The 17,605-nt window shown below is 62.7% G+C and carries 20 protein-coding genes and 2 tRNA genes; 13 read left to right on the top strand and 9 right to left on the bottom strand.

The window, feature by feature from the left end; genetic code table 11:
- Positions 1 to 3 precede the first annotated feature (3 nt).
- Positions 4 to 768, bottom strand: a complete 765-nt coding sequence (locus NYR54_RS11165) for an SDR family oxidoreductase (RefSeq protein WP_261515732.1) — start codon at positions 766 to 768, stop codon at positions 4 to 6.
- Between the two features lie 383 nt (positions 769 to 1,151).
- Here NYR54_RS11165 and NYR54_RS11160 point away from each other — a divergent pair, with 383 nt between their 5' ends.
- The gene (locus NYR54_RS11160) at positions 1,152 to 1,826 is read left to right on the top strand and encodes an outer membrane protein (RefSeq protein ID WP_261515731.1); all 675 of its coding nucleotides are present in this window, start codon (positions 1,152 to 1,154) and stop codon (positions 1,824 to 1,826) included.
- Positions 1,827 to 1,919: 93 nt separating this feature from the next.
- Here the strand turns inward: NYR54_RS11160 and NYR54_RS11155 are convergent, their stop codons facing one another.
- Together NYR54_RS11155 and NYR54_RS11150 are read right to left on the bottom strand one after the other, a co-directional pair.
- A complete protein-coding gene (locus NYR54_RS11155) occupies positions 1,920 to 2,558 on the bottom strand; it encodes a ribonuclease T2 family protein (protein WP_261515730.1) in 639 nt (212 codons plus the stop codon).
- Between the two features lie 29 nt (positions 2,559 to 2,587).
- The gene (locus tag NYR54_RS11150; RefSeq protein ID WP_261515729.1) at positions 2,588 to 3,025 is read right to left on the bottom strand and encodes a hypothetical protein; all 438 of its coding nucleotides are present in this window, start codon (positions 3,023 to 3,025) and stop codon (positions 2,588 to 2,590) included.
- Between the two features lie 171 nt (positions 3,026 to 3,196).
- On the opposite strand from NYR54_RS11150, the gene NYR54_RS11145 reads away from it, so the two are divergent.
- The 5 genes from NYR54_RS11145 (at position 3,197) to NYR54_RS11125 (ending at position 8,197) form a co-directional block, all read left to right on the top strand.
- Positions 3,197 to 5,305, top strand: coding sequence for a molybdopterin-containing oxidoreductase family protein (locus tag NYR54_RS11145; protein WP_261515821.1), 2,109 nt, complete (start codon positions 3,197 to 3,199; stop codon positions 5,303 to 5,305).
- A 64-nt stretch (positions 5,306 to 5,369) separates the two neighbouring features.
- Positions 5,370 to 6,254 (top strand): YihY/virulence factor BrkB family protein, encoded by an 885-nt coding sequence (locus tag NYR54_RS11140; protein ID WP_261515728.1) that lies wholly within the window; start codon positions 5,370 to 5,372, stop codon positions 6,252 to 6,254.
- A 221-nt stretch (positions 6,255 to 6,475) separates the two neighbouring features.
- The gene (locus tag NYR54_RS11135; protein WP_261515727.1) at positions 6,476 to 6,952 is read left to right on the top strand and encodes a hypothetical protein; all 477 of its coding nucleotides are present in this window, start codon (positions 6,476 to 6,478) and stop codon (positions 6,950 to 6,952) included.
- Between the two features lies 1 nt (position 6,953).
- Complete coding sequence (locus tag NYR54_RS11130; protein ID WP_261515726.1) at positions 6,954 to 7,349, top strand: phage holin family protein; 396 nt, start codon at positions 6,954 to 6,956, stop codon at positions 7,347 to 7,349.
- The gene (locus NYR54_RS11125; protein WP_261515725.1) at positions 7,346 to 8,197 is read left to right on the top strand and encodes a DUF3618 domain-containing protein; all 852 of its coding nucleotides are present in this window, start codon (positions 7,346 to 7,348) and stop codon (positions 8,195 to 8,197) included. The genes NYR54_RS11130 and NYR54_RS11125 overlap by 4 nt, the downstream gene beginning before the upstream one ends.
- Positions 8,198 to 8,208: 11 nt before the next feature.
- Here the strand turns inward: NYR54_RS11125 and purN are convergent, their stop codons facing one another.
- The gene (purN, locus tag NYR54_RS11120; RefSeq protein WP_261515724.1) at positions 8,209 to 8,919 is read right to left on the bottom strand and encodes a phosphoribosylglycinamide formyltransferase; all 711 of its coding nucleotides are present in this window, start codon (positions 8,917 to 8,919) and stop codon (positions 8,209 to 8,211) included.
- On the bottom strand, positions 8,916 to 9,983 hold the full coding sequence (gene purM / locus NYR54_RS11115; protein ID WP_261515723.1) for a phosphoribosylformylglycinamidine cyclo-ligase: 1,068 nt from the start codon (positions 9,981 to 9,983) through the stop codon (positions 8,916 to 8,918). Before purM ends, purN begins: the two co-directional genes overlap by 4 nt.
- 214 nt (positions 9,984 to 10,197) lie before the next feature.
- Between purM and NYR54_RS11110 the strand changes: the two genes are divergently transcribed.
- The 7 genes from NYR54_RS11110 to NYR54_RS11080 all read left to right on the top strand — a co-directional run bounded on the left by NYR54_RS11110 (position 10,198) and on the right by NYR54_RS11080 (position 14,025).
- The gene (locus tag NYR54_RS11110; protein ID WP_261515820.1) at positions 10,198 to 10,761 is read left to right on the top strand and encodes a CDP-alcohol phosphatidyltransferase family protein; all 564 of its coding nucleotides are present in this window, start codon (positions 10,198 to 10,200) and stop codon (positions 10,759 to 10,761) included.
- Positions 10,727 to 11,863, top strand: a complete 1,137-nt coding sequence (locus NYR54_RS11105) for an AI-2E family transporter (protein WP_261515722.1) — start codon at positions 10,727 to 10,729, stop codon at positions 11,861 to 11,863. Before NYR54_RS11110 ends, NYR54_RS11105 begins: the two co-directional genes overlap by 35 nt.
- A complete protein-coding gene (gene hdaA, locus NYR54_RS11100; RefSeq protein WP_261515721.1) occupies positions 11,864 to 12,556 on the top strand; it encodes a DnaA regulatory inactivator HdaA in 693 nt (230 codons plus the stop codon).
- A gap of 116 nt (positions 12,557 to 12,672) precedes the next feature.
- Positions 12,673 to 13,254 carry a RodZ family helix-turn-helix domain-containing protein gene (locus tag NYR54_RS11095; protein WP_261515720.1) on the top strand — a complete coding sequence of 194 codons (582 nt, stop codon included), beginning with the start codon at positions 12,673 to 12,675 and terminating at the stop codon, positions 13,252 to 13,254.
- A 166-nt stretch (positions 13,255 to 13,420) separates the two neighbouring features.
- A tRNA-Pro gene (locus tag NYR54_RS11090) sits at positions 13,421 to 13,497 on the top strand.
- A 126-nt stretch (positions 13,498 to 13,623) separates the two neighbouring features.
- On the top strand, positions 13,624 to 13,929 hold the full coding sequence (locus NYR54_RS11085; protein WP_261515719.1) for an ETC complex I subunit: 306 nt from the start codon (positions 13,624 to 13,626) through the stop codon (positions 13,927 to 13,929).
- A gap of 19 nt (positions 13,930 to 13,948) precedes the next feature.
- Positions 13,949 to 14,025, top strand: a tRNA-Arg gene (locus tag NYR54_RS11080).
- Between the two features lie 175 nt (positions 14,026 to 14,200).
- On the opposite strand, the gene NYR54_RS11075 is transcribed toward NYR54_RS11080, so the two are convergent.
- From NYR54_RS11075 to NYR54_RS11060, 4 genes are all read right to left on the bottom strand, one after another.
- Entirely contained in the window at positions 14,201 to 15,247 is a 1,047-nt protein-coding gene (locus NYR54_RS11075) for an amidohydrolase family protein (RefSeq protein WP_261515718.1), read from the bottom strand.
- Between the two features lie 110 nt (positions 15,248 to 15,357).
- Entirely contained in the window at positions 15,358 to 15,621 is a 264-nt protein-coding gene (locus tag NYR54_RS11070; protein WP_261515717.1) for a hypothetical protein, read from the bottom strand.
- Between the two features lie 2 nt (positions 15,622 to 15,623).
- The gene (locus NYR54_RS11065; protein WP_261515716.1) at positions 15,624 to 15,929 is read right to left on the bottom strand and encodes an ArsR/SmtB family transcription factor; all 306 of its coding nucleotides are present in this window, start codon (positions 15,927 to 15,929) and stop codon (positions 15,624 to 15,626) included.
- Positions 15,930 to 16,316: 387 nt separating this feature from the next.
- Positions 16,317 to 17,486 carry a cystathionine beta-lyase gene (locus NYR54_RS11060; protein WP_261515715.1) on the bottom strand — a complete coding sequence of 390 codons (1,170 nt, stop codon included), beginning with the start codon at positions 17,484 to 17,486 and terminating at the stop codon, positions 16,317 to 16,319.
- Positions 17,487 to 17,605: the final 119 nt, after the last annotated feature.

Here is a 17,605-nt window from a genome sequence, read left to right as displayed (position 1 = left end):
TGTTCATCGGGACGATTCTGCGGACTCCTGCTTGCCCTGCCCGAGGTGCTTGCCTCCGTCGAGCGCGATCATCTGTCCTGTGATCGAGGGCGTCTCCCACAGATAACGTATCGTGGCGCCGAATTCAGCAAGGTTAGGACCCCGGCCGAGCGGGAGCGCCGCAGTTTCCTGACGGAAGCCTTCCACGTCTTGGTACTGGTCGGGCAGGGTAGGACCGGGGCCGATGGCATTGACCCTGATTCGCGGCGCAAGCGCCTGGGCCATGGCGATGGTGGCTGCCCACAGTGCAGATTTCGACAGGGTGTAGCTAAAGAAGCCGGGCGTCGGTCTCCAGACACGCTGATCGATCATGTTGACGATCAGGCCCTGCGCGTCGGCCGGAAGCAGCCGAGCGAAGCTTCTGGCAATCAGGGCAGGGGCCTTTACGTGCAAGGCGAAATGCCGGTCCCAAATCTCGTCGGTGAAATCAGCCAGCGAATCGCGCTCGAAGAGGGAGGCGTTGTTGACCACAAGGCCGATCGGCCCCAATTCCGCTGCCGCCCTCTCCACCAGTCTTTCGGCCTGATCAGGCCGGGTAAGGTCGGCGGCGAGCACACAGGCCTTTCCGCCTTTCGCTGCAATGGCCGAGGCGAGCTCTTCTGCTTCTTGGCGTGAAGTATTGCAGTGAATGGCGACCGCGAAGCCGTGCCGGGCAAGGTCGAGCGCGATCGCCCGTCCGATACGCCTCGCCCCGCCGGTGATCAGGGCGCGTGTCACTTCCCGCCGCATCGATCGAAGACCCCTTTCGCAAGAACGGCTGCAGCCGGAGATTACATTTATGGTTCATATAAGGTTATCACCGGCAATTCATAGCGCTGGACGCGGCTTCTCCAGGCAAATACCGGGCATTTTATGGGCATTTGAGGCGTTTGGACCCTGATCAATCTTGTTGCGTTCATGCCACAGCAGTGACCATTCGATTGCCGGCATAGGCCACATTTTAGCAAAAGCCACTTTGCGGCCATCTTTTGCCGCTTTTCCCTGTCGCTGGCGGAACCGCAAAGCCGTTCCTACATTTAAACGGCCAGCGGTTGGGGCAACCCACGGACGTTTTGCCGGCCTCCCTGGCATCTCGACCGTTCCAGATTGCTCATTGGCAAGGAGTCTAAAATATGAATGCCAACAGGAAAAAGATCGTAGGCATCGCTGCAGCCGCGGCGCTCGCCTCCGTGGCGATACCCGCTTATGCTGCTGATGTGGTCTATGAGCAGCCGCCGGCACCGCCGGCCGCGCCGATGGAAGTGGCACCCGTGGCGACCTGGGCCGGCCCCTATGCGGGTGTCGCGCTCGGCTACGGCTTCAATGGTTCGACCGAGGCGACCAATGCCGCGGGCGTGACCAATGACATCGACACCGATGGCTTCGTCGGCAATGCCTTTGCCGGCTGGAACTGGCAGTCCGGCAGCTTCGTGTACGGCGTTGAAGGCGATATCGGCTACAACGGTATGGATGGCGACAATGCCGGCCTCTCCACTGAGGGCGGTGTCGACGGCACGATCCGCGCGCGTCTCGGCTTCGCGGCCACTGACAATGTGCTCGTCTATGGCACGGCCGGTGGTGCGGGCGGACGTCACGAGCTCTCCGATGCCACCTCTTCGGACGACCAGACCCTTTGGGGTTGGACGGCTGGCGCCGGTGTCGATGTGAAGGTGACGGATCAGTCCTTCGCGCGGCTTGAGTACCGCTACACCGATCTTGGCAGCGAGACCTTCTCGCTCGCCAGCGGCGACTACGATGTGGACGTCACCAGCCACAAGGTCCTGGTTGGTTTCGGTATGAGCTTCTGACCTCAGGGCACAGAACATCCAGTCAAAGCCGGGCCGCAAGGCCCGGCTTTCTTTTTGCCCGCAGCGCAACGAGCACACAGCATGTCCGGACTCTTACCGCACCGGCGGAATCAGCACCTCGTGCCTGTTGCAGGCGTCGCGGTCCACTTCAGGGCAGGACCGGAACCGAAGATCAGTCGTCAGGCAGATGCGGACTTCGCGCAGGCGACGCCGGTCGCAGGTCACTGCAACGCCCTCCGCGGGAAGTCTGGGATTGGCGCGGATGAAACGCTCCTCCACTGCTTCCGGCGGCATCGTCAGCGGTTGTGCTAGCCTGGAGAATTCTTTCGGAATAGCAACACGCTCGCGTGCCCGGCGCACCAGATCGAGATATTCCTGTTGCCCCAATCCGGTGCAGGTGCCGTGCTTGCGCCACTGATGCCCGATCAGCCCCGGCGAGGGCATGAGATCGAGATAGGCCCGCGCCAGCCTTTCAGGCACACGATCCGGCTCGTTCGAGGCGCAGAACTCCGGATAGCCCTTCTCGAATTGCGGCCACAGGCCGTGAACGATGAATCCGTAGGGTCGGCTGCTCTTGCATTGGCGAGGGTTGGCGTCCTCGCCTTCCGCGGCACAGTGGCTGGGCGACCAGGACAGTGACAGAACATAGAAATCGAAAGCGGGCCTGCCATCGCCCGAGCCCGCCATTGCCGGGCCAGCCAGATACGGCATGGCCGCCAGGATGGCGGTCATCAATCCGGCTGCGGCCGCGGTGGCCCGTATCAGCGTAGCACGCGGCAATTGGCGTTGTAGACGTTCCAACGGTCGAAGCCGGCCATGCAGAACTCCACATTGTCACCTATTCCGGCGAAGCCCTGGCCATATTCGATCAGGAACCAGATGGACTTGTCCGCACCGTCGGAGAGGCGGGCGGTGGCATGGCAATAGCGACGCTCGATGGGGCTGTTGAAGGTTGCCGGTTCATGCCGAGTCAGGCGTGCTCCGTAGAGATCCACGATGTCCACGTCGGGCAGATTCGGCACATGGGTGACCTGGTGGCGAAATCCGCGCCGAATCGCCCTCTGCACGTTCTGATGGCTGCAGATGACGTCGTCCGCTCCGTAGACGCCGATGAAATCGGCTGCCAGAGCCGGAATAGGCTGCATTGCGGCGGCGAGCGAGATTGCAAGACCGGTCGCGAGGGCCGTGAGGCGTGCCATGCTTTTCCTCCTGCTGCTGGCCTAGGTGCGCGGCAGTTTCAGCCAGCCGCCCTCGCCGGTCAAGACATTGTCTTGGTTTGCGCAGCCATCACGGGCGCTGATGGATGAATGCAAAAGCTTTGACCCATCCGGGCTACTATCGGACGGCAAATGAGGGTAGTTTCGCTCGCTATGAACACGCACCCGAATATCCGTATCGGCCACTCGGCCTGTCCCCATGACTGCCCGTCCACCTGCGCGCTCGACGTGGAGATCGTCGACGGCCGCGTGACCCGCATTCACGGCGCCAAGGACAACAGCTACACGGCCGGCGTGATATGCGCCAAGGTGGCGCGCTACGCCGAGCGCGTGCACCATCCGGGCCGCCTTCTGCAGCCTCTAATTCGCGCGGGGGGCAAAGGAGAAGGTCAATGGAAGACAGCAAGCTGGGATGCCGCCCTTGACCACGTGGCCGAGGCCTTCCTGAAGGCGGAAGAAAAGCATGGGGCCGAATCAGTCTGGCCCTATTACTACGCGGGCACGATGGGCCTCGTGCAGCGCGATTCCATCCACCGGCTCACCCACGCCAAGCGCTATTCCAAGCAGTTCGATACGATCTGCACCAATCCCGCATGGTCCGGCTATGTAATGGGCACGGGCGCGCTGCGCGGACCAGACCCGCGCGAAATGGCGAAGGCCGACTGCGTGGTCATCTGGGGCACCAACGCCGTCGCCACGCAGGTGAACGTGATGACGCACGCAGTGCGCGCGAGAAAGGAGCGCGGCGCGAAGATCGTCGTCATCGATGTCTACGACAACGCGACGATGAAGCAGGCGGATATGGGCCTGATCGTTAGGCCGGGCACGGATGGCGCGCTTGCATGCGCGGTCATGCATGTGCTCTTCCGCGACGGTTTTGCCGATTGGGCCTATCTCGACAAATACACGGATGATCCGAGGGGTCTGGAGAAGCACCTTTCCACCCGGACGCCGCAATGGGCCGAGGTCATCACCGGCGTACCGGCCGCCGACATCGAGGCCTTTGCGCGGCTGGTGGGCGAAACGAAGCGGACCTATTTCCGCCTGGGCTACGGGTTTACCCGCAATCGCAACGGCGCTGTCAACATGCACGCGGCGCTCTCCATCGCGGCGGTGACAGGCGCCTGGCAGTATGAGGGCGGCGGCGCGTTCCATTCCAATTCCGGCATCTTCGGCCTCGACAAGTCGCTGATCGAGGGCACGGCCTTTGCCGATCCATCGGTACGTTCGCTCGACCAGTCCCGGATCGGCGCGGTGCTGACGGGCGATCCGGACGCCCTTCATGGCGGTCCGCCTGTCACCGCCATGCTGATCCAGAACACGAATCCCGCCAATGTCGCGCCGGAACAGAGGTTGGTGAAGCGCGGCTTTCTGCGCGATGATCTTTTTGTCTGCGTCCATGAGCAGTTCATGACGGACACGGCGAAGCTCGCAGACGTCGTACTTCCAGCAACCATGTTCCTGGAGCATGACGACATCTACCGCGGCGGCGGGCATCAGCACATTCTGCTGGGGCCGAAGCTCATCGATCCGCCGGCGGAGGCGCGGGAGAATCTGTTCGTCATCGAGGAACTGGCCAAACGGCTGGGCGTGGCGCACCTCCCGGGCTTCGGACTTTCCACCCGCGAGCATCTGGACTGGATGCTAGGTCGGCGGGGGCTCGGCACCTTCGAGAGCTTCCGCCACGAGCGCTGGGCGGACGTTCAGCCGGATTTCGAGACCGCTCATTTCCTGAACGGCTTTGGCCATCCCGATGGGAAGTTCCGCTTCCGTCCCGACTGGACGGGCACGCCGGGTCCCAACCGGCCGCCGCAGTCGATGGGTATGCAGGGCCCCTATACCCGTCTGCCGGAATTTCCGGATCATGTGGACTTCATCGAATCCCCCGACCCGGAACATCCCTTCCGGCTCGCCACGTCGCCTGCGCGCAGCTTCCTCAATTCAAGCTTCTCGGAAACCCCGACTTCGAGAAAGCGCGAGGGCCGGCCCGAGCTGATGCTGCATCCCGATGACGCTGCCGAACTCGGAATCGAGGATGGCGCCCGCGTAGAGATCGGCAATCATCGCGGCGAGGTCGTGTTGCATGCGAAGCTTTTCGACGGCGTGCGCCGCGGCGTGGTGATCGCAGAAGGCATCTGGCCGAACGACGCGCATGAGCGCGGGGAGGGAATCAACGTGCTGACGGGAGCGGATTCTATCGCGCCCTACGGGGGCGCAGCCTTCCACGACACCAAAGTCTGGGTGCGGGCGCTGCCCCTATAGGCGCCCGCCGTTCAGGCGGAACGATCGGCTCCGGCAATGATTGGGCGCCTCATGGAGGTTGCCGATGGCTGACGTGAAGCACGGGCCTGCGCTTCAGGGGAGCAACGCGCTTTCGTCCGGCAGGCGCGCTGGCTGGCGGGACATCGCTCGGCGCGTCATGCGCTCCTTCAGCACTGATAGCGTGCCCCTCGTCGCAGCGGGCGTGACGTTCTACCTCCTCCTTGCGCTGTTTCCGGCGCTCGGGGCTCTCGTATCGCTCTACGGCCTCATAGCCGACCCCGCCGTGATTTCCAGCCATGTCGAGCAGCTAAGCGGCATTCTTCCCGAAGCAGCCGTCGGGATTATCAGCGGACAACTCGATTCACTTGCAGCCCAGGACAGCAATGTCTTAGGCGTGGGCTTTGTCATCGGTCTGGCATTCGCCCTGTGGAGCGCCAACGGTGGCGTCAAGGCGCTGTTCGAGGCCATGAACATTGCCTATGACGACACGGAGAAACGCGGCTTCATCCGCCTTAGCCTGCTTACGCTGGCTTTCACCCTCTGCGCAATCCTCCTTGCCGCCATCTTCATCGTCGTCATGGGCTTGGTGCCCGCCATTCTCGCCTTCCTCAATCTCGGACGAGGCACCGAACTGCTCGTTGCCGTTTTGCGCTGGGCGGGCTTGGTGATTGCAGTTCTGATTGCGGTGTCGGCGCTCTACCGTTTCGGGCCGAGCCGGAAGCATGCGCGATGGCGCTGGTTCAGCCTAGGCGCGATTTTTGCGACGCTCGGCTGGCTCGTCGCCTCCTGGGCCTTCTCGTTCTACCTACAGAATTTTGCCAACTACAACGCCACTTACGGGGCGCTCGGCGCCGTCATCGGCATGATGATGTGGATCTGGATTTCGACGATCGTGCTGATTCTCGGCGCAGAGATCGACGCCGAAATGGAACCCCGAGCGCGCGCCTGATCCGGTCAGCACAGCGGCCGGTGCGATGCGCAGCTAATTCGGACTGCAATCGCTCCGGACCTTCAACTTTTGAGTACGTCTGGAACCCCGCGCCGTTCTGTTGGTTGGACGTTCAAACCATCCTTGGGAGGGTTCTATGAACTCCATCATCTATCTGATCGGCCTCATTGTCGTGGTTCTGGCAATCCTCTCCTTCCTTGGTCTGGCGTAAGGAGAGCATCATGTCGGCCACCACGCGTTCGTCCGGTACGCAAAAACCGGACAGTTCAGCCTCAGGCACTGCAAGCTCCATCCGCGATACCGCAGCCGAGATCGGAGCGGAGGCGAAGCAGGAGGCCAGGCGGCAGGCGGGGCACGTGCAAAAGACCGCCTCCGAAAGCATGAGCGCGTTCGCACATGCGATCCGCAGCGCCAGCGACGAGCTCGCGAGCAAGGACCAGGGTCCTGCCGCCCAGATTCTCGCCCAGGCTGCTGGCGGCCTGGAGCAGCTTTCCAGTGCCGTCTCCCAAAATCGGCTTGAAGACATCGTCAGTGACGTAAGGCGGTTCGGCCGCGAACACCCGGCGGCCTTCCTGATGGGCTCGGTCCTGGTCGGAATCGCCCTGGGCCGCTTCGCCCAGACTACCGTTGCTGGGGCAACGCAAACGGACCGCTCCGCCGCCGAGCGGGACGCGCCCAAGCCTTACGCGGGAGGATGAAATGAGTACGAGGGAAGATCAACGCAGCATCATCACTCTGGTGTCTGATCTCACCGAACAGGCCGCCACGCTCGTTCGGACCGAGTTCCGGCTGCTGCGCGCCGAAATGTCCGAGAAATTCGATCAGGTCCGCAATGGAGGCATGGAGATTGTCGCCGGCGGCATCTGCCTTCTGGCGGCCCTGCTGGTGCTCCTTCAGGCGCTGGTCCTGGCCTTGGCCGAACTCGGCCTGGGCGCCGGATGGGCATCCCTGATCGTAGGCGGCGTGGTCGCCATCGTGGGGCTCATTCTGGTGCGGATGGGCACGTCGAACATTTCGGCCAGTAATCTCATGCCCGAAAGGACGCAGGAACAGCTCGCGCGCGATGCGCACGCAATCAAGGAACAGACCAGATGACCGAAAAAACATCAGCGGAGCTGGAGCATGAGGCCGAATCGGTTCGCTCCAGGATGACCGAAACCGCCGAGTCGCTGCAAAGAAAGCTGTCACCGGGGCAGCTCGTCGATGAGTTCACCGCCTATTTCAGAAACTCCGATGGCAAGATTGCCCTCGACAACCTCAAGGCACAAGTGCGCGACAATCCGCTGCCTCTCGCTATGATCAGCGCCGGAGTCGCCTGGCTTTTCATGGGCGGCGGGCCGAGCGCGCGCCAATATGGCTGGAACGGCCGGGACAATGGACAAGACGCAACCGCTGCCGACACATTCGGCGCAAGCGGCGCCGAAGTCTGGGAAGGCGCCAGTGGCTTGGAGCCTCTTGAAGGCGGCGCTCCGTACGGTGACAGAAACGCACAGGATTCGGGAGCCTCGCTGACCGATAGAGTTGGCGCCGCCTACAGCGCTACCGGAGAAGCGGCGTCGTCGGCCGCGAGCAGGGTAAGCGGGACTGCCCGCAGCGTTGGCCGCAGGGCCGGTGAGGCAGGTAGCAGCGCACGCAGGATGCTGACGGATTCGCTGGAGCAGGAGCCGCTCATCCTCGGCGCTCTTGGCGTTGCGGTAGGAGCGGCCGTGGGCGCGATGATGCCGCGCACCAAGGTGGAAGAAGCCTATCTCGCACCCTACGGCGAAAAGATGCGCGACAGCGCGAAGGAAGCCGTAGACCGAGGCCTGGAAAAGACCCGCAGTGCGGCTTCGGCCGTTCTGAAAGACGAGACTCAATCGAAGTCCGAAAGCCGCCACACGGCATCTGAAAGGCAGCAAGCCAGCGCGCTAGGAAGCCAAAGCGAGCGCAACCGGACCAAATAGGTCTTTCGCCGTCACGGTGTCAGCCGTGCCAGGTCTTCCAAATCCACCCTGTCCTCGATGGAAGAGGGGACGAGCAGCATTGAGCGCTCGCCCCAGCCGATCTCGACGGCGTCTGAAAGCATGGTTCTGCCGTTTTCCATGCGCGCCCTGCCGGATGCCACGAGAGCAAGCGCCAACGGGTAGAGACGGTGCTCTACCTGCAGCACACGTCCGGCCAGCGCGTCTGCCGTATCGCCGGGCAGAACAGGCACGGCGGCCTGGGCGATGATGGGGCCTGCGTCCATTTGAGGCGTCACGAAATGCACCGTGCAGCCGTGGACACGCATTCCGGCCTCGATCGCGCGCGCATGGGTGTGAAGTCCGGGAAAAAGCGGGAGAAGGGAAGGGTGGATGTTGAGAATCCGGCCCTCCCGTCGCGCGACGAAACCGGCCGAAAGCAGGCGCATGAACCCCGCCAGACAGATAAGCTCCGCCTCCCGCTCGGCAAGCTCCGCCTCCATTGCCGCTTCGTGCGAGGCCCGGTCAGTGAAATCCGCACGCGGGACGGCAATGGCGGGAACGCCGGCGGCTTCGGCAGCTTTGAGGCCCGGTGCATCCGCATTGTCACTGATGACGGCGACGATCTCGGCAGGAAAGTCGGCGTCGGCCGCGGCGCGCAGAAGGGCGCTCATGTTGGACCCGCGGCCGGAGATGAGGATGGCGGTCTTTTTCCTTTGCCTCATAGGCCGAGCGCTCCCCGGTAGATGACGCCCTCGTCGCGGCGCGGCACGATCCTGCCGAGGGTCGAGACATGCTCGCCGGCCTTCTGCAGCACCGCCGCCACCTGCGCGGCCTGGCCGGAGGCGACAACCGCGATCATGCCGATGCCGCAGTTGAAGGTGCGCAGCATCTCCATCGGCTCGACATTCCCTGTCTGCGCAAGCCAGGAGAAGACGGGCGGCACAACGATCATGTCGAGATCGACTTCCGCGGCAAAGGCATCCGGCAATACGCGTGGGATGTTTTCGGGGAACCCGCCGCCGGTGATGTGTGCCAAGGCCTTGATGCCGTGGGTGCTGGAAATGGTGGCTAGAAGCGGCTTCACATAGATCCGCGTGGGTTCGAGAAGGGCTTCTCCCAGGGAGCGGTCCAGATCGAAGGGAGCGGGGTCGTCCCAGGAAAGCCCGCTTTCCGCCACGATCCGGCGGACGAGCGAAAAGCCGTTCGAGTGCAGGCCGGACGAGGCGAGACCGAGAAGGACGTCGCCCTCCACGATGTCATCGGTCGGAAGGAGTCTGCCGCGCTCGGCCGCCCCCACGGCAAAGCCCGCCAGATCGTAGTCGCCATCCCGGTACATGCCGGGCATTTCTGCAGTCTCGCCGCCGATCAGCGCGCAGCCGGCCTGCCGGCAGCCTTCGGCAATGCCCGAGACGATTGCCGCCCCCTGGTCGGGGTCCAGCCGGCCGGTGGCGAAATAGTCGAGGAAGAAGAGAGGTTCGGCGCCCTGCACCACGAGGTCGTTGACGCACATGGCAACGAGATCGATACCGACCGTGTCATGGCGGCCCGATTCGATAGCGACCTTGAGCTTGGTCCCTACGCCATCATTCGCCGCAACCAGCACAGGGTCGGAAAAGCCCGCCGCCTTCAGATCGAACAGTCCGCCGAAGCCGCCGATCTCGCCATCGGCTCCCGGCCGGCGCGTGGAGCGCACCAGCGGCTTGATCTTCTCCACCAGCGCATTGCCAGCGTCGATGTCGACACCGGCATCGGCGTAGGAGAGGCCTTTTTTCCCTGTTCCGCTCATCGGCTTGTTTCCGCTGGCGCTCGTCTTGCGTGGCTATTGGCACGAAGGGACGGCGGCCGCAAGAAGTGTGGCGCGCGGCACACACAGGAGCGTGCGCCTGTGGACCGAAGCGGCAAGCGCATGATCTTGCCTCTTGAAGCCCGGCTGCAGGGCCGTCATCTATGCCACACAATACAGGCCTCAAGTGCCGACCGGTAGAGAGGTGTATGGCGGGTTGACCATTCCCAATTTCATCACGCTCGTGCGCTTCCTGCTGGTTCCGGCCGTCGTGTTCGCACTGCTGAGCGGCCGGGTAGGCTGGGCCTTTGCCGGTTTCGTCGCCGCCGCGCTGTCGGATGGCGTTGATGGCTTCATCGCCCGCCAGTTCAACCAGCGCTCCGATCTCGGCGCTTATCTCGATCCGATCGCCGACAAGCTCCTTCTCGTCAGCGTCTTCGTGGTGCTGGGCTATATGGGCCATCTGCCGCTGTGGCTGGTGGTAGCGGCGGTTTCGCGCGACGGGCTGATCGTGGGCGGCGTGGTGCTCTCGGCCGTCATGGGCAATCCGGTGGCCATGAAGCCGCTCTTAGTGTCGAAGGCGAACACCCTGGCCCAACTCCTTTTGGCATCGCTCGTTCTTGCCGGGCTGTCGCTGTCGTTTTCCCTCGGGATCGTCTACGGCATCCTCGTCTATCTGTCTGGTCTCTTGACCATAGCTTCCGGCGCGGCCTATCTCGTGGGCTGGATCAAGCATATGGGCGGCTATGTCGACACCGGCACCCCAAAGGGACAAGGCTGAGCAGGCACCGCTGCATGTGCCGATCCGCCAGCTTGCCTTTTGGCTGCTTGCGACTGCGCTGCTCATTCTCTTCCTTTACGTCTTTTCCTCCATCCTGCTGCCTTTTCTCGCCGGGATGGTACTTGCCTATTTTCTCGACCCCGTGGCCGACCGGCTTCAGCGGCTCGGCTTTTCGCGGCTGGCCGCCACGATCGTCATTCTGGTCGGGTTTCTCCTCGTGCTCACCCTGGCGCTGATGGTGATCATCCCTGCACTGAGCAACCAGCTTGTCGAATTCGCGGCGCGTCTGCCGGACTATCTCTCCCGCCTTCAGGCGCTGATCACGCGTCTCGACCCGGGCTTTCTGGAAGACACGGTCGGTGTGGACAGCCGGACGCTTCAGGAAGGGCTCAACACGCTGCTAGCTCAGGGCACCGGTTTCGTGGCGACGCTGTTCCGCTCTGTCTGGAGTTCCGGCCTGGCGCTGCTCAATCTGGCGAGCCTTTTCGTCGTGACACCCGTCGTGGCCTTCTACATGCTTCTCGACTGGGACAACATGGTGGAAACCGTGGATGGCTGGGTGCCGCGCGACCACCTCGACACCGTGCGCCAGATCGCTCGGGACATCAACATGGCCACCGCAGGTTTTGTGCGCGGACAGGGAACGCTTTGCCTGATCCTCGGCGTCTATTACGCCGCGGGCCTGACGCTCATCGGTCTCAATTTCGGCCTGCTTATCGGATTGTTCGCGGGCCTTATCAGCTTCATTCCTTTCGTGGGCTCGCTGGTGGGGCTCGCTCTTTCGCTGGGTGTCGCCGTCGTGCAGTTCTGGCCCGAATGGTACTGGGTGGCGGGCGTTGCGGCGATCTTCTTCAGCGGCCAGTTCGTGGAAGGCAACATCCTGCAGCCCTGGCTGATGGGCAAGAGCGTCGGCCTTCATCCCGTCTGGCTGATGTTCTCCCTGTTTGCCTTCGGCTATCTGTTCGGCTTTGTGGGCCTGCTGATTGCGGTGCCCTCGGCGGCGGCGATCGCCGTTCTGGTGCGATTCGCGCTCTCGCGTTACCTTTCTTCTCCGCTTTACAGCGGTCACCGGCCGCCTCCACGAAAGGCGGGGGAAAGCTGAATGCGCAAAGATCTGAGGCCGCGACAGCTCCCGCTCGACCTCGCCCATGGCGAGGCGTTCTCGCGCGACGATCTGGTGGTCACGCCCGCCAACGAGCGGGCCGTGGCACTGGTGGAAAGCTGGCCCGACTGGCCGGCGCCCGTGGTTGTGCTTGCGGGCCCCGCGGGCTCGGGCAAGACGCATCTTTCTGAGATCTGGTGCGACTGCTCCGGTGCGACGCCCATAGAGGTTGGAACGATCGGGCCCGATGCGCTTGCGGCGGCGGAAGAAGGCCCCATCCTCATCGATGGCGCGGATATGCTGCCGCGTGACGAAACGGGCCTCTTCCACCTCATCAACACGGTCCGCGTCGCGCGCACCAATCTCCTAATGACCGCGCGCAGCCTACCGGCGGCGTGGGGTATCGAGCTTCCCGATCTCTTCTCCCGGCTCAAGGCAGCGACGGTCGTCGAGATCGAGGCGCCTGACGACATGCTGCTGGCGGGTGTGATCACCAAGCTGTTCGCGGACCGGCAGATTGCCATCGATCCGCGCGTGGTGCGGTTCCTCATGCGCCGCATCGAGCGCTCTCTGGCCACAGCCCGGGACATTGTGGACAAGCTCGACCGGGCCGCTCTTGAGCGCAAGATGCGCATCACACGCGCCCTGGCGGCCGAGGTGATCGGGATTGCCAACGAGGCCGCCTTCGACTGAAGGCTGAGGCCGCTTCCGCTCAAGCCAAATCCGAAAACGAGGGAACACCCGGGACGGCAGTTTGTTCGGCGGGCGTGCAACGATTCGCACCAACCACATTGAACGGGAGTTTGATCATGAAGATCCTTCTCAAGACCTCCGTGGGCGTCCTGGCGCTGATGTTCGGCGCCGGAATGGCCGTGGCACAGGACAGCAGCGCGCCATCTTCTGGCATGGGAGCCATGCCCTCGGATTTCACCTGCGATCAGCTTGCCGGCCTGGACGACCAGCAGGCTGAGCAAAGGATCTATTTCATCGCCGGCTATCAGGCCGCTCAGAGCGCAGGCGTAGGCATGGACAGCACCGCCAGCACGACCCCAGGAGCAGATGCTGGCATGGACACTACGGCCGGTGCCGCCCCGAGCGCTGACGCGGAAACCAGCACCACGGCTGAGGCACCCGCCACTCCTGATGCAAGCCCCGAAACGGAAACGGATATGGCAGCCGGGGCCGACACCAGCGCGGAGGAGGCATTGCCGGGCACCGACACTACCACCACCGCCGGTACCAGGAACGACACGACCGGCAGTGCGGCGGGCGGGTCCGGAGCCATGAGCGGCTTCCCTGACATCTCCGTCGAAACGGTGATGAGCGAATGCGAAAACAATCCTGACATGCTGGTGCAGGACATTCTTCGCCAGCAGTTGGGCGCGCAGTAAAGTCTCAGGCAGCGCAGCTGACACCCGCCGCAAACTGTTTGCGGCGGGTGTCCTTTTTCAATCCGCCCCTTTCATCGTTCAAGACATCGCCCGGCTCGCCGCTCTGCCTGCGTGCTGAATGACCTCTTGCGTTTGCCCGACGCAAACACTAGGGAAAACATCGTTTCGGAGCGTAGCGCAGCCTGGTAGCGCATCTGCTTTGGGAGCAGAGGGTCGCAGGTTCGAATCCTGCCGCTCCGACCAGCCTGCTTCGGCGCCTGCCGCCCCTGCAGGAACGGTTTTGCGGCCATAGGCCGCCTGGCTTGCAAGCGTAGGCCCGGAGCGGTCGTTCCGGGCCTTTGGTGACGGTAAACAGGAAGAGGGTTCATCTTGTCCGCGCGCATCTACAGCCCTTCCCGGACAGCCATGCAATCCGGCACGGCCAAGACAGGCTATTGGGTTCTGGAGTTCGAGCCCCAGTCGCCGCCCCGGATCGAGCCGCTGATGGGCTATACCAGCTCGTCGGATACCCGGCGGCAGGTGCGCCTCAACTTCCCGACCCTGGAGGATGCCATCGCCTATGCGCAGAAGAACGGCATCCCCTATCAAGTCGAGAAGCCCAAGAGGCCGAAGCGCCGCCAGGTTTCCTATGCGGAAAATTTCCGCTATGACCGGAAAATCCCGTGGACCCACTGATCCTGGCCGCTCCGCGCCGGGCCCCGTAGCTCAGCTGGATAGAGCACCGGCCTTCTAAGCCGATGGTCGCAGGTTCGAATCCTGCCGGGGTCGCCAGCTTTTTGTTGTCCTGCCCGGAGAGATAGGTAACAGTTTGTACCTAAGACATGGATGATAACCTTGTGACGAACGGGTTTGGTCCGGGTTCGACGCGGTCCTCCTGCTGATCAAAGCTAAGCGAGCCTTCACTGGACCATAGCGCTGCTACAGACCTGAACGGCCGGCGGGTTCACTAAGACGCAAAACGAGGGAATAACGCCCTTGCATTGTCCGACATGATCTTCTGCCTGAGAGCGCTGTCTAATTCCTTATCCTCGCGCATTTCTGCCAACTGTTCAGCTATGCCTTTGGTCTGCACCTGCGGCCAATCAGTTCCGAACAGGATCCTGTCGGGCAGCGCCGCTTGAAGAAGTGGCGCAGTCGCGTAAGGCGACATAGGCAAGGCCGTGTCGTAGTAGAAGCGCTTGAGGCTCTCAGCCGCCTTGGCTCCGTCGCGCCCCTCCGTTTCGTCCAGGTGGAAGATCCGGCCGTGGATGTATGGAAGAAACCCGCCGGCATGGGACAGGATGATCGAAAGATCGGGGTTGCGGTCGAGCGCGCCGGAAAGGATGAGGCTGAGCGCAGTCCGAGTGGTCGCCAACATGAAGTCGGTGAGCCAGTACGGAACGCTTCCGGGTGACGGCAGGTCAATCCGGTCCGGGTGGAGGAACAGGGTCGCCTTGCGCCGGTTCAGCTCGGAAAGAAGCTCGGCATAATCCGGGTGCCCGAGGTACTTGTCGCCCGAGTGGGTGATGCACATGACCCCATCCGCATCAAGCTCGTCGAGCGCGTAAACCGCCTCTTCGACCATTACCGCCGGATGGTTCAGGGGCAGGTAGGCGAAAAAGCCGAACCGCTTCGGGTTGTCGCGAACGACCTCCGCGCTCGACTCGTTGATGACGCGAGTCCATTCGCGCGCTTCCCCGGCCGTGGGAAAGAGGGAAAGGGGGGCGGGTTGGCTTGCGATCGCCCCAACAATGCCGACCGATTCCATCATTTCGATCGTCTCATCCAGGCTCCATTGAGCCCAGTTTGGCCATGTCGAGCGATCCTGTGGAAGGACGCCGCGGTTCACCAGCCAGTCTTGAAGGCCAGGCGGAAAAATATGGTGGTGGGTATCTATGAGCTTGCCAGCCGCTGCAGACTGGGTGCTTGCGCGGGATGAGCCGGCAGATGCGCCGGCAACCACTGTTGACGCAGCGGCCATTTGCATGAACGAGCGGCGTGAAATCTGAAGCATAGCAGTTCTCCTTTCCGGCAGTGCTGAGCAGCGGCCGGATTGCTGAATGAATGCAGATTGAGCAGAGCTCGGTTGTTAGGTCCGGGCGGCTCGCGAGATGATCCTGACTGTTACTCGACTTCGCGAAGCGTCTTTTCGATCACTGCAAGCCTTGATTCGATGCTGGCAAGCCTCGCTTCGATCTGCTTGCCGCTTTCTGCAATGTTGGCCAGTGCTGCATTCAGTTTTTCTGCAAGTTCACGGAAGCCATTTTCGCGCGCGAGGCTTGTTCGCGCCTTCCAGGCTGCCGTCAATTGCACGATAACCGTGACGATGATTACCGTGCCGAGTGTAAGTACAACAGCACCCATCCAGGCACCGCCATCTCCGGGCATTCTCAGTCTCCTTGTTTCTTGCTGTCTGCCGTCAGGGTCTGGACGGCGGTCTCGATCATTCGTGGAGAGACCACGATCTTGAAATCCGTGACCTCAAAGTAGTTGAGCGCCTTTCCATCATCCGAAAGCTCCAGCTTGCTGGTTACCAGACCCGCCTCCTCCAGCTTCTGCAGGTGCAGATGCAAGAGCGGTCTGCTGATGCCCACCTCCCGCGCCAGCTGGCTGATATAGTTGCGGCCGTTCGCGCTGAGCGTCGCCACGATCCTAAGTCGATGTGGATTGGCGAGCGCCGAGAATACACGCAGCAACTGATCTCCCGACGGGTTTGTATCGTTGTTCCGTTTCATGTGTAAGAAAAATATTACACATGAAATTGGATGTCAACACCGCCTCCAATGCAAGGCCGTTCGCGGATTATCCTACGGCGCGCTCAGGAATGGTCGCAGGTTGGGAGCGCGACTGAAAACTCGAATTTTGCGCAGAGGGAAATTGTCGACGCAGCGGGAATGGAAAAGCGCGATAGTAGGCGACCGGTCCATGATTTTTAATGCCTGCCGCCAACCTGCGTCGAGGGTGCCCACACGCTCTACAGGCTAAAGCGCGAGAGAAGGGAGAACAGGCTGGTTCCCCTCTACGCTCCCTTTTGCCAAAGGCCACACCCAGCTTTTCGGCACGCCCCGACCGGTAGGCAGAGTTCAAACCCGGGCGGCGGCCGCAAGCCCGCGCTCGATGTCGGCCTTGAGGTCGTCCACGTCCTCAAGACCGATCTGCAGGCGGATGATCGGCCCGGCGTAATCGCCCTTGGCGATCGTCCGATCGCCAAGGAAAACGTGTGTGGCAAGGCTCTCGAAGCCGCCCCACGACCACCCGAGCCCGAAAATTTCGAGCGCGTCCAGAAATGCGTGCGCCTGCTTTTGCCCGCCGCCGAATAGCACGAAGGAGAAGATGCCGCTGGAGCCCGAAAAGTCGCGCTTCCAGATGGCATGGCCAGGATGCGATTCAAGCGCGGGATGCAGCACCTGCGCCACGCCGGGCTGGCTTTCCAGCCAGCGAGCGATGGCGAGCGCGCTTTCCTGGTGGCGGGCAAGCCGCACGCCCATGGTGCGCAGGCCGCGCAGCACCTGATAGACGTCGTCCGGCCCGGCGCACACGCCAAGCGTGATGAAGGTTTCGTGCAGGGTTTCCCAGGTCGCGGCATTGGCCGAGACGGTGCCCAGGAGCACGTCCGAATGGCCCGCCGGGTATTTGGTCGCCGCGTGGATCGAGATATCGACGCCGTGATCGAGCGGGCGGAAGAAGAGGGGCGTGGCCCAGGTGTTGTCCATCATCACCACCGCGCCCCCCGCATGGGCCGCTGCGGCGATGGCCGGGATATCCTGCACCTCAAAGGTATTGGAGCCGGGCGATTCGGTGAAGACGACCTTCGTGTTCGGCTTCATCAGCCGGGCGATATCCCCCCCGATCAGAGGGTCGTAATACTCCACCTCTACGCCCAGGCGCTGAAGCATGGTGTCGGCGAAACGGCGCGTCGGATGATAGACCGAATCGACGATCAGCACATGGTCGCCCGCCGACAGGAAGGCCAGAAGCGGCACGCAGATCGCCGCCAACCCTGACGGCACGATGATGGTTCCGGCGGATCCCTCCAGCTCGTCCATCGCCCGGGCCAGTGCCTCTGTCGTCGGCGTGCCGCGCGTGCCATAGGTGTATTTCTGGTTGCGCGCGGCCATCGTGGCCGCATCGGGGAACAGAACCGTCGAGGCGTGCACGACCGGCGGGTTGACGAAGCCGTAGAAGCCATGCGGATCGTTGCCCATATGGGCGAGCCTCGTATTGGGACCGGCCTTTCTTCCGTTGGATGCCATTCTTGCCTCTCACGATTGTTCCCGTTTGCAGACCCGCTTAGGCTCTGCGTATGCGCTGCACAAGCCTGTGTTTCAGCGGTATTCTCTCTTGACCCGCGCTGAATTATGGCATTCGATGG

Origin of the sequence: Chelativorans petroleitrophicus, from assembly GCF_025398195.1 — a bacterium.
In the GTDB taxonomy this organism is placed as follows: Bacteria; Pseudomonadota; Alphaproteobacteria; order Rhizobiales; family Rhizobiaceae; genus Chelativorans; species Chelativorans petroleitrophicus.
The sequence above is the reverse complement of the archived record's forward strand: the minus strand, read 5'-3'. Positions and strand labels throughout refer to the sequence as shown.

Coding starts and splice junctions, on each gene's coding strand:
- NYR54_RS11165 (WP_261515732.1), bottom strand. CDS start 768: ATGCGGCGGGAAGTGACACGCGCCCTGATCACCGGCGGGGCGAGGCGT.
- NYR54_RS11160 (WP_261515731.1), top strand. CDS start 1,152: ATGAATGCCAACAGGAAAAAGATCGTAGGCATCGCTGCAGCCGCGGCG.
- NYR54_RS11155 (WP_261515730.1), bottom strand. CDS start 2,558: ATGACCGCCATCCTGGCGGCCATGCCGTATCTGGCTGGCCCGGCAATG.
- NYR54_RS11150 (WP_261515729.1), bottom strand. CDS start 3,025: ATGGCACGCCTCACGGCCCTCGCGACCGGTCTTGCAATCTCGCTCGCC.
- NYR54_RS11145 (WP_261515821.1), top strand. CDS start 3,197: ATGAACACGCACCCGAATATCCGTATCGGCCACTCGGCCTGTCCCCAT.
- NYR54_RS11140 (WP_261515728.1), top strand. CDS start 5,370: ATGGCTGACGTGAAGCACGGGCCTGCGCTTCAGGGGAGCAACGCGCTT.
- NYR54_RS11135 (WP_261515727.1), top strand. CDS start 6,476: ATGTCGGCCACCACGCGTTCGTCCGGTACGCAAAAACCGGACAGTTCA.
- NYR54_RS11130 (WP_261515726.1), top strand. CDS start 6,954: ATGAGTACGAGGGAAGATCAACGCAGCATCATCACTCTGGTGTCTGAT.
- NYR54_RS11125 (WP_261515725.1), top strand. CDS start 7,346: ATGACCGAAAAAACATCAGCGGAGCTGGAGCATGAGGCCGAATCGGTT.
- purN (WP_261515724.1), bottom strand. CDS start 8,919: ATGAGGCAAAGGAAAAAGACCGCCATCCTCATCTCCGGCCGCGGGTCC.
- purM (WP_261515723.1), bottom strand. CDS start 9,983: ATGAGCGGAACAGGGAAAAAAGGCCTCTCCTACGCCGATGCCGGTGTC.
- NYR54_RS11105 (WP_261515722.1), top strand. CDS start 10,727: ATGTCGACACCGGCACCCCAAAGGGACAAGGCTGAGCAGGCACCGCTG.
- hdaA (WP_261515721.1), top strand. CDS start 11,864: ATGCGCAAAGATCTGAGGCCGCGACAGCTCCCGCTCGACCTCGCCCAT.
- NYR54_RS11095 (WP_261515720.1), top strand. CDS start 12,673: ATGAAGATCCTTCTCAAGACCTCCGTGGGCGTCCTGGCGCTGATGTTC.
- NYR54_RS11075 (WP_261515718.1), bottom strand. CDS start 15,247: ATGCTTCAGATTTCACGCCGCTCGTTCATGCAAATGGCCGCTGCGTCA.
- NYR54_RS11070 (WP_261515717.1), bottom strand. CDS start 15,621: ATGCCCGGAGATGGCGGTGCCTGGATGGGTGCTGTTGTACTTACACTC.
- NYR54_RS11060 (WP_261515715.1), bottom strand. CDS start 17,486: ATGGCATCCAACGGAAGAAAGGCCGGTCCCAATACGAGGCTCGCCCAT.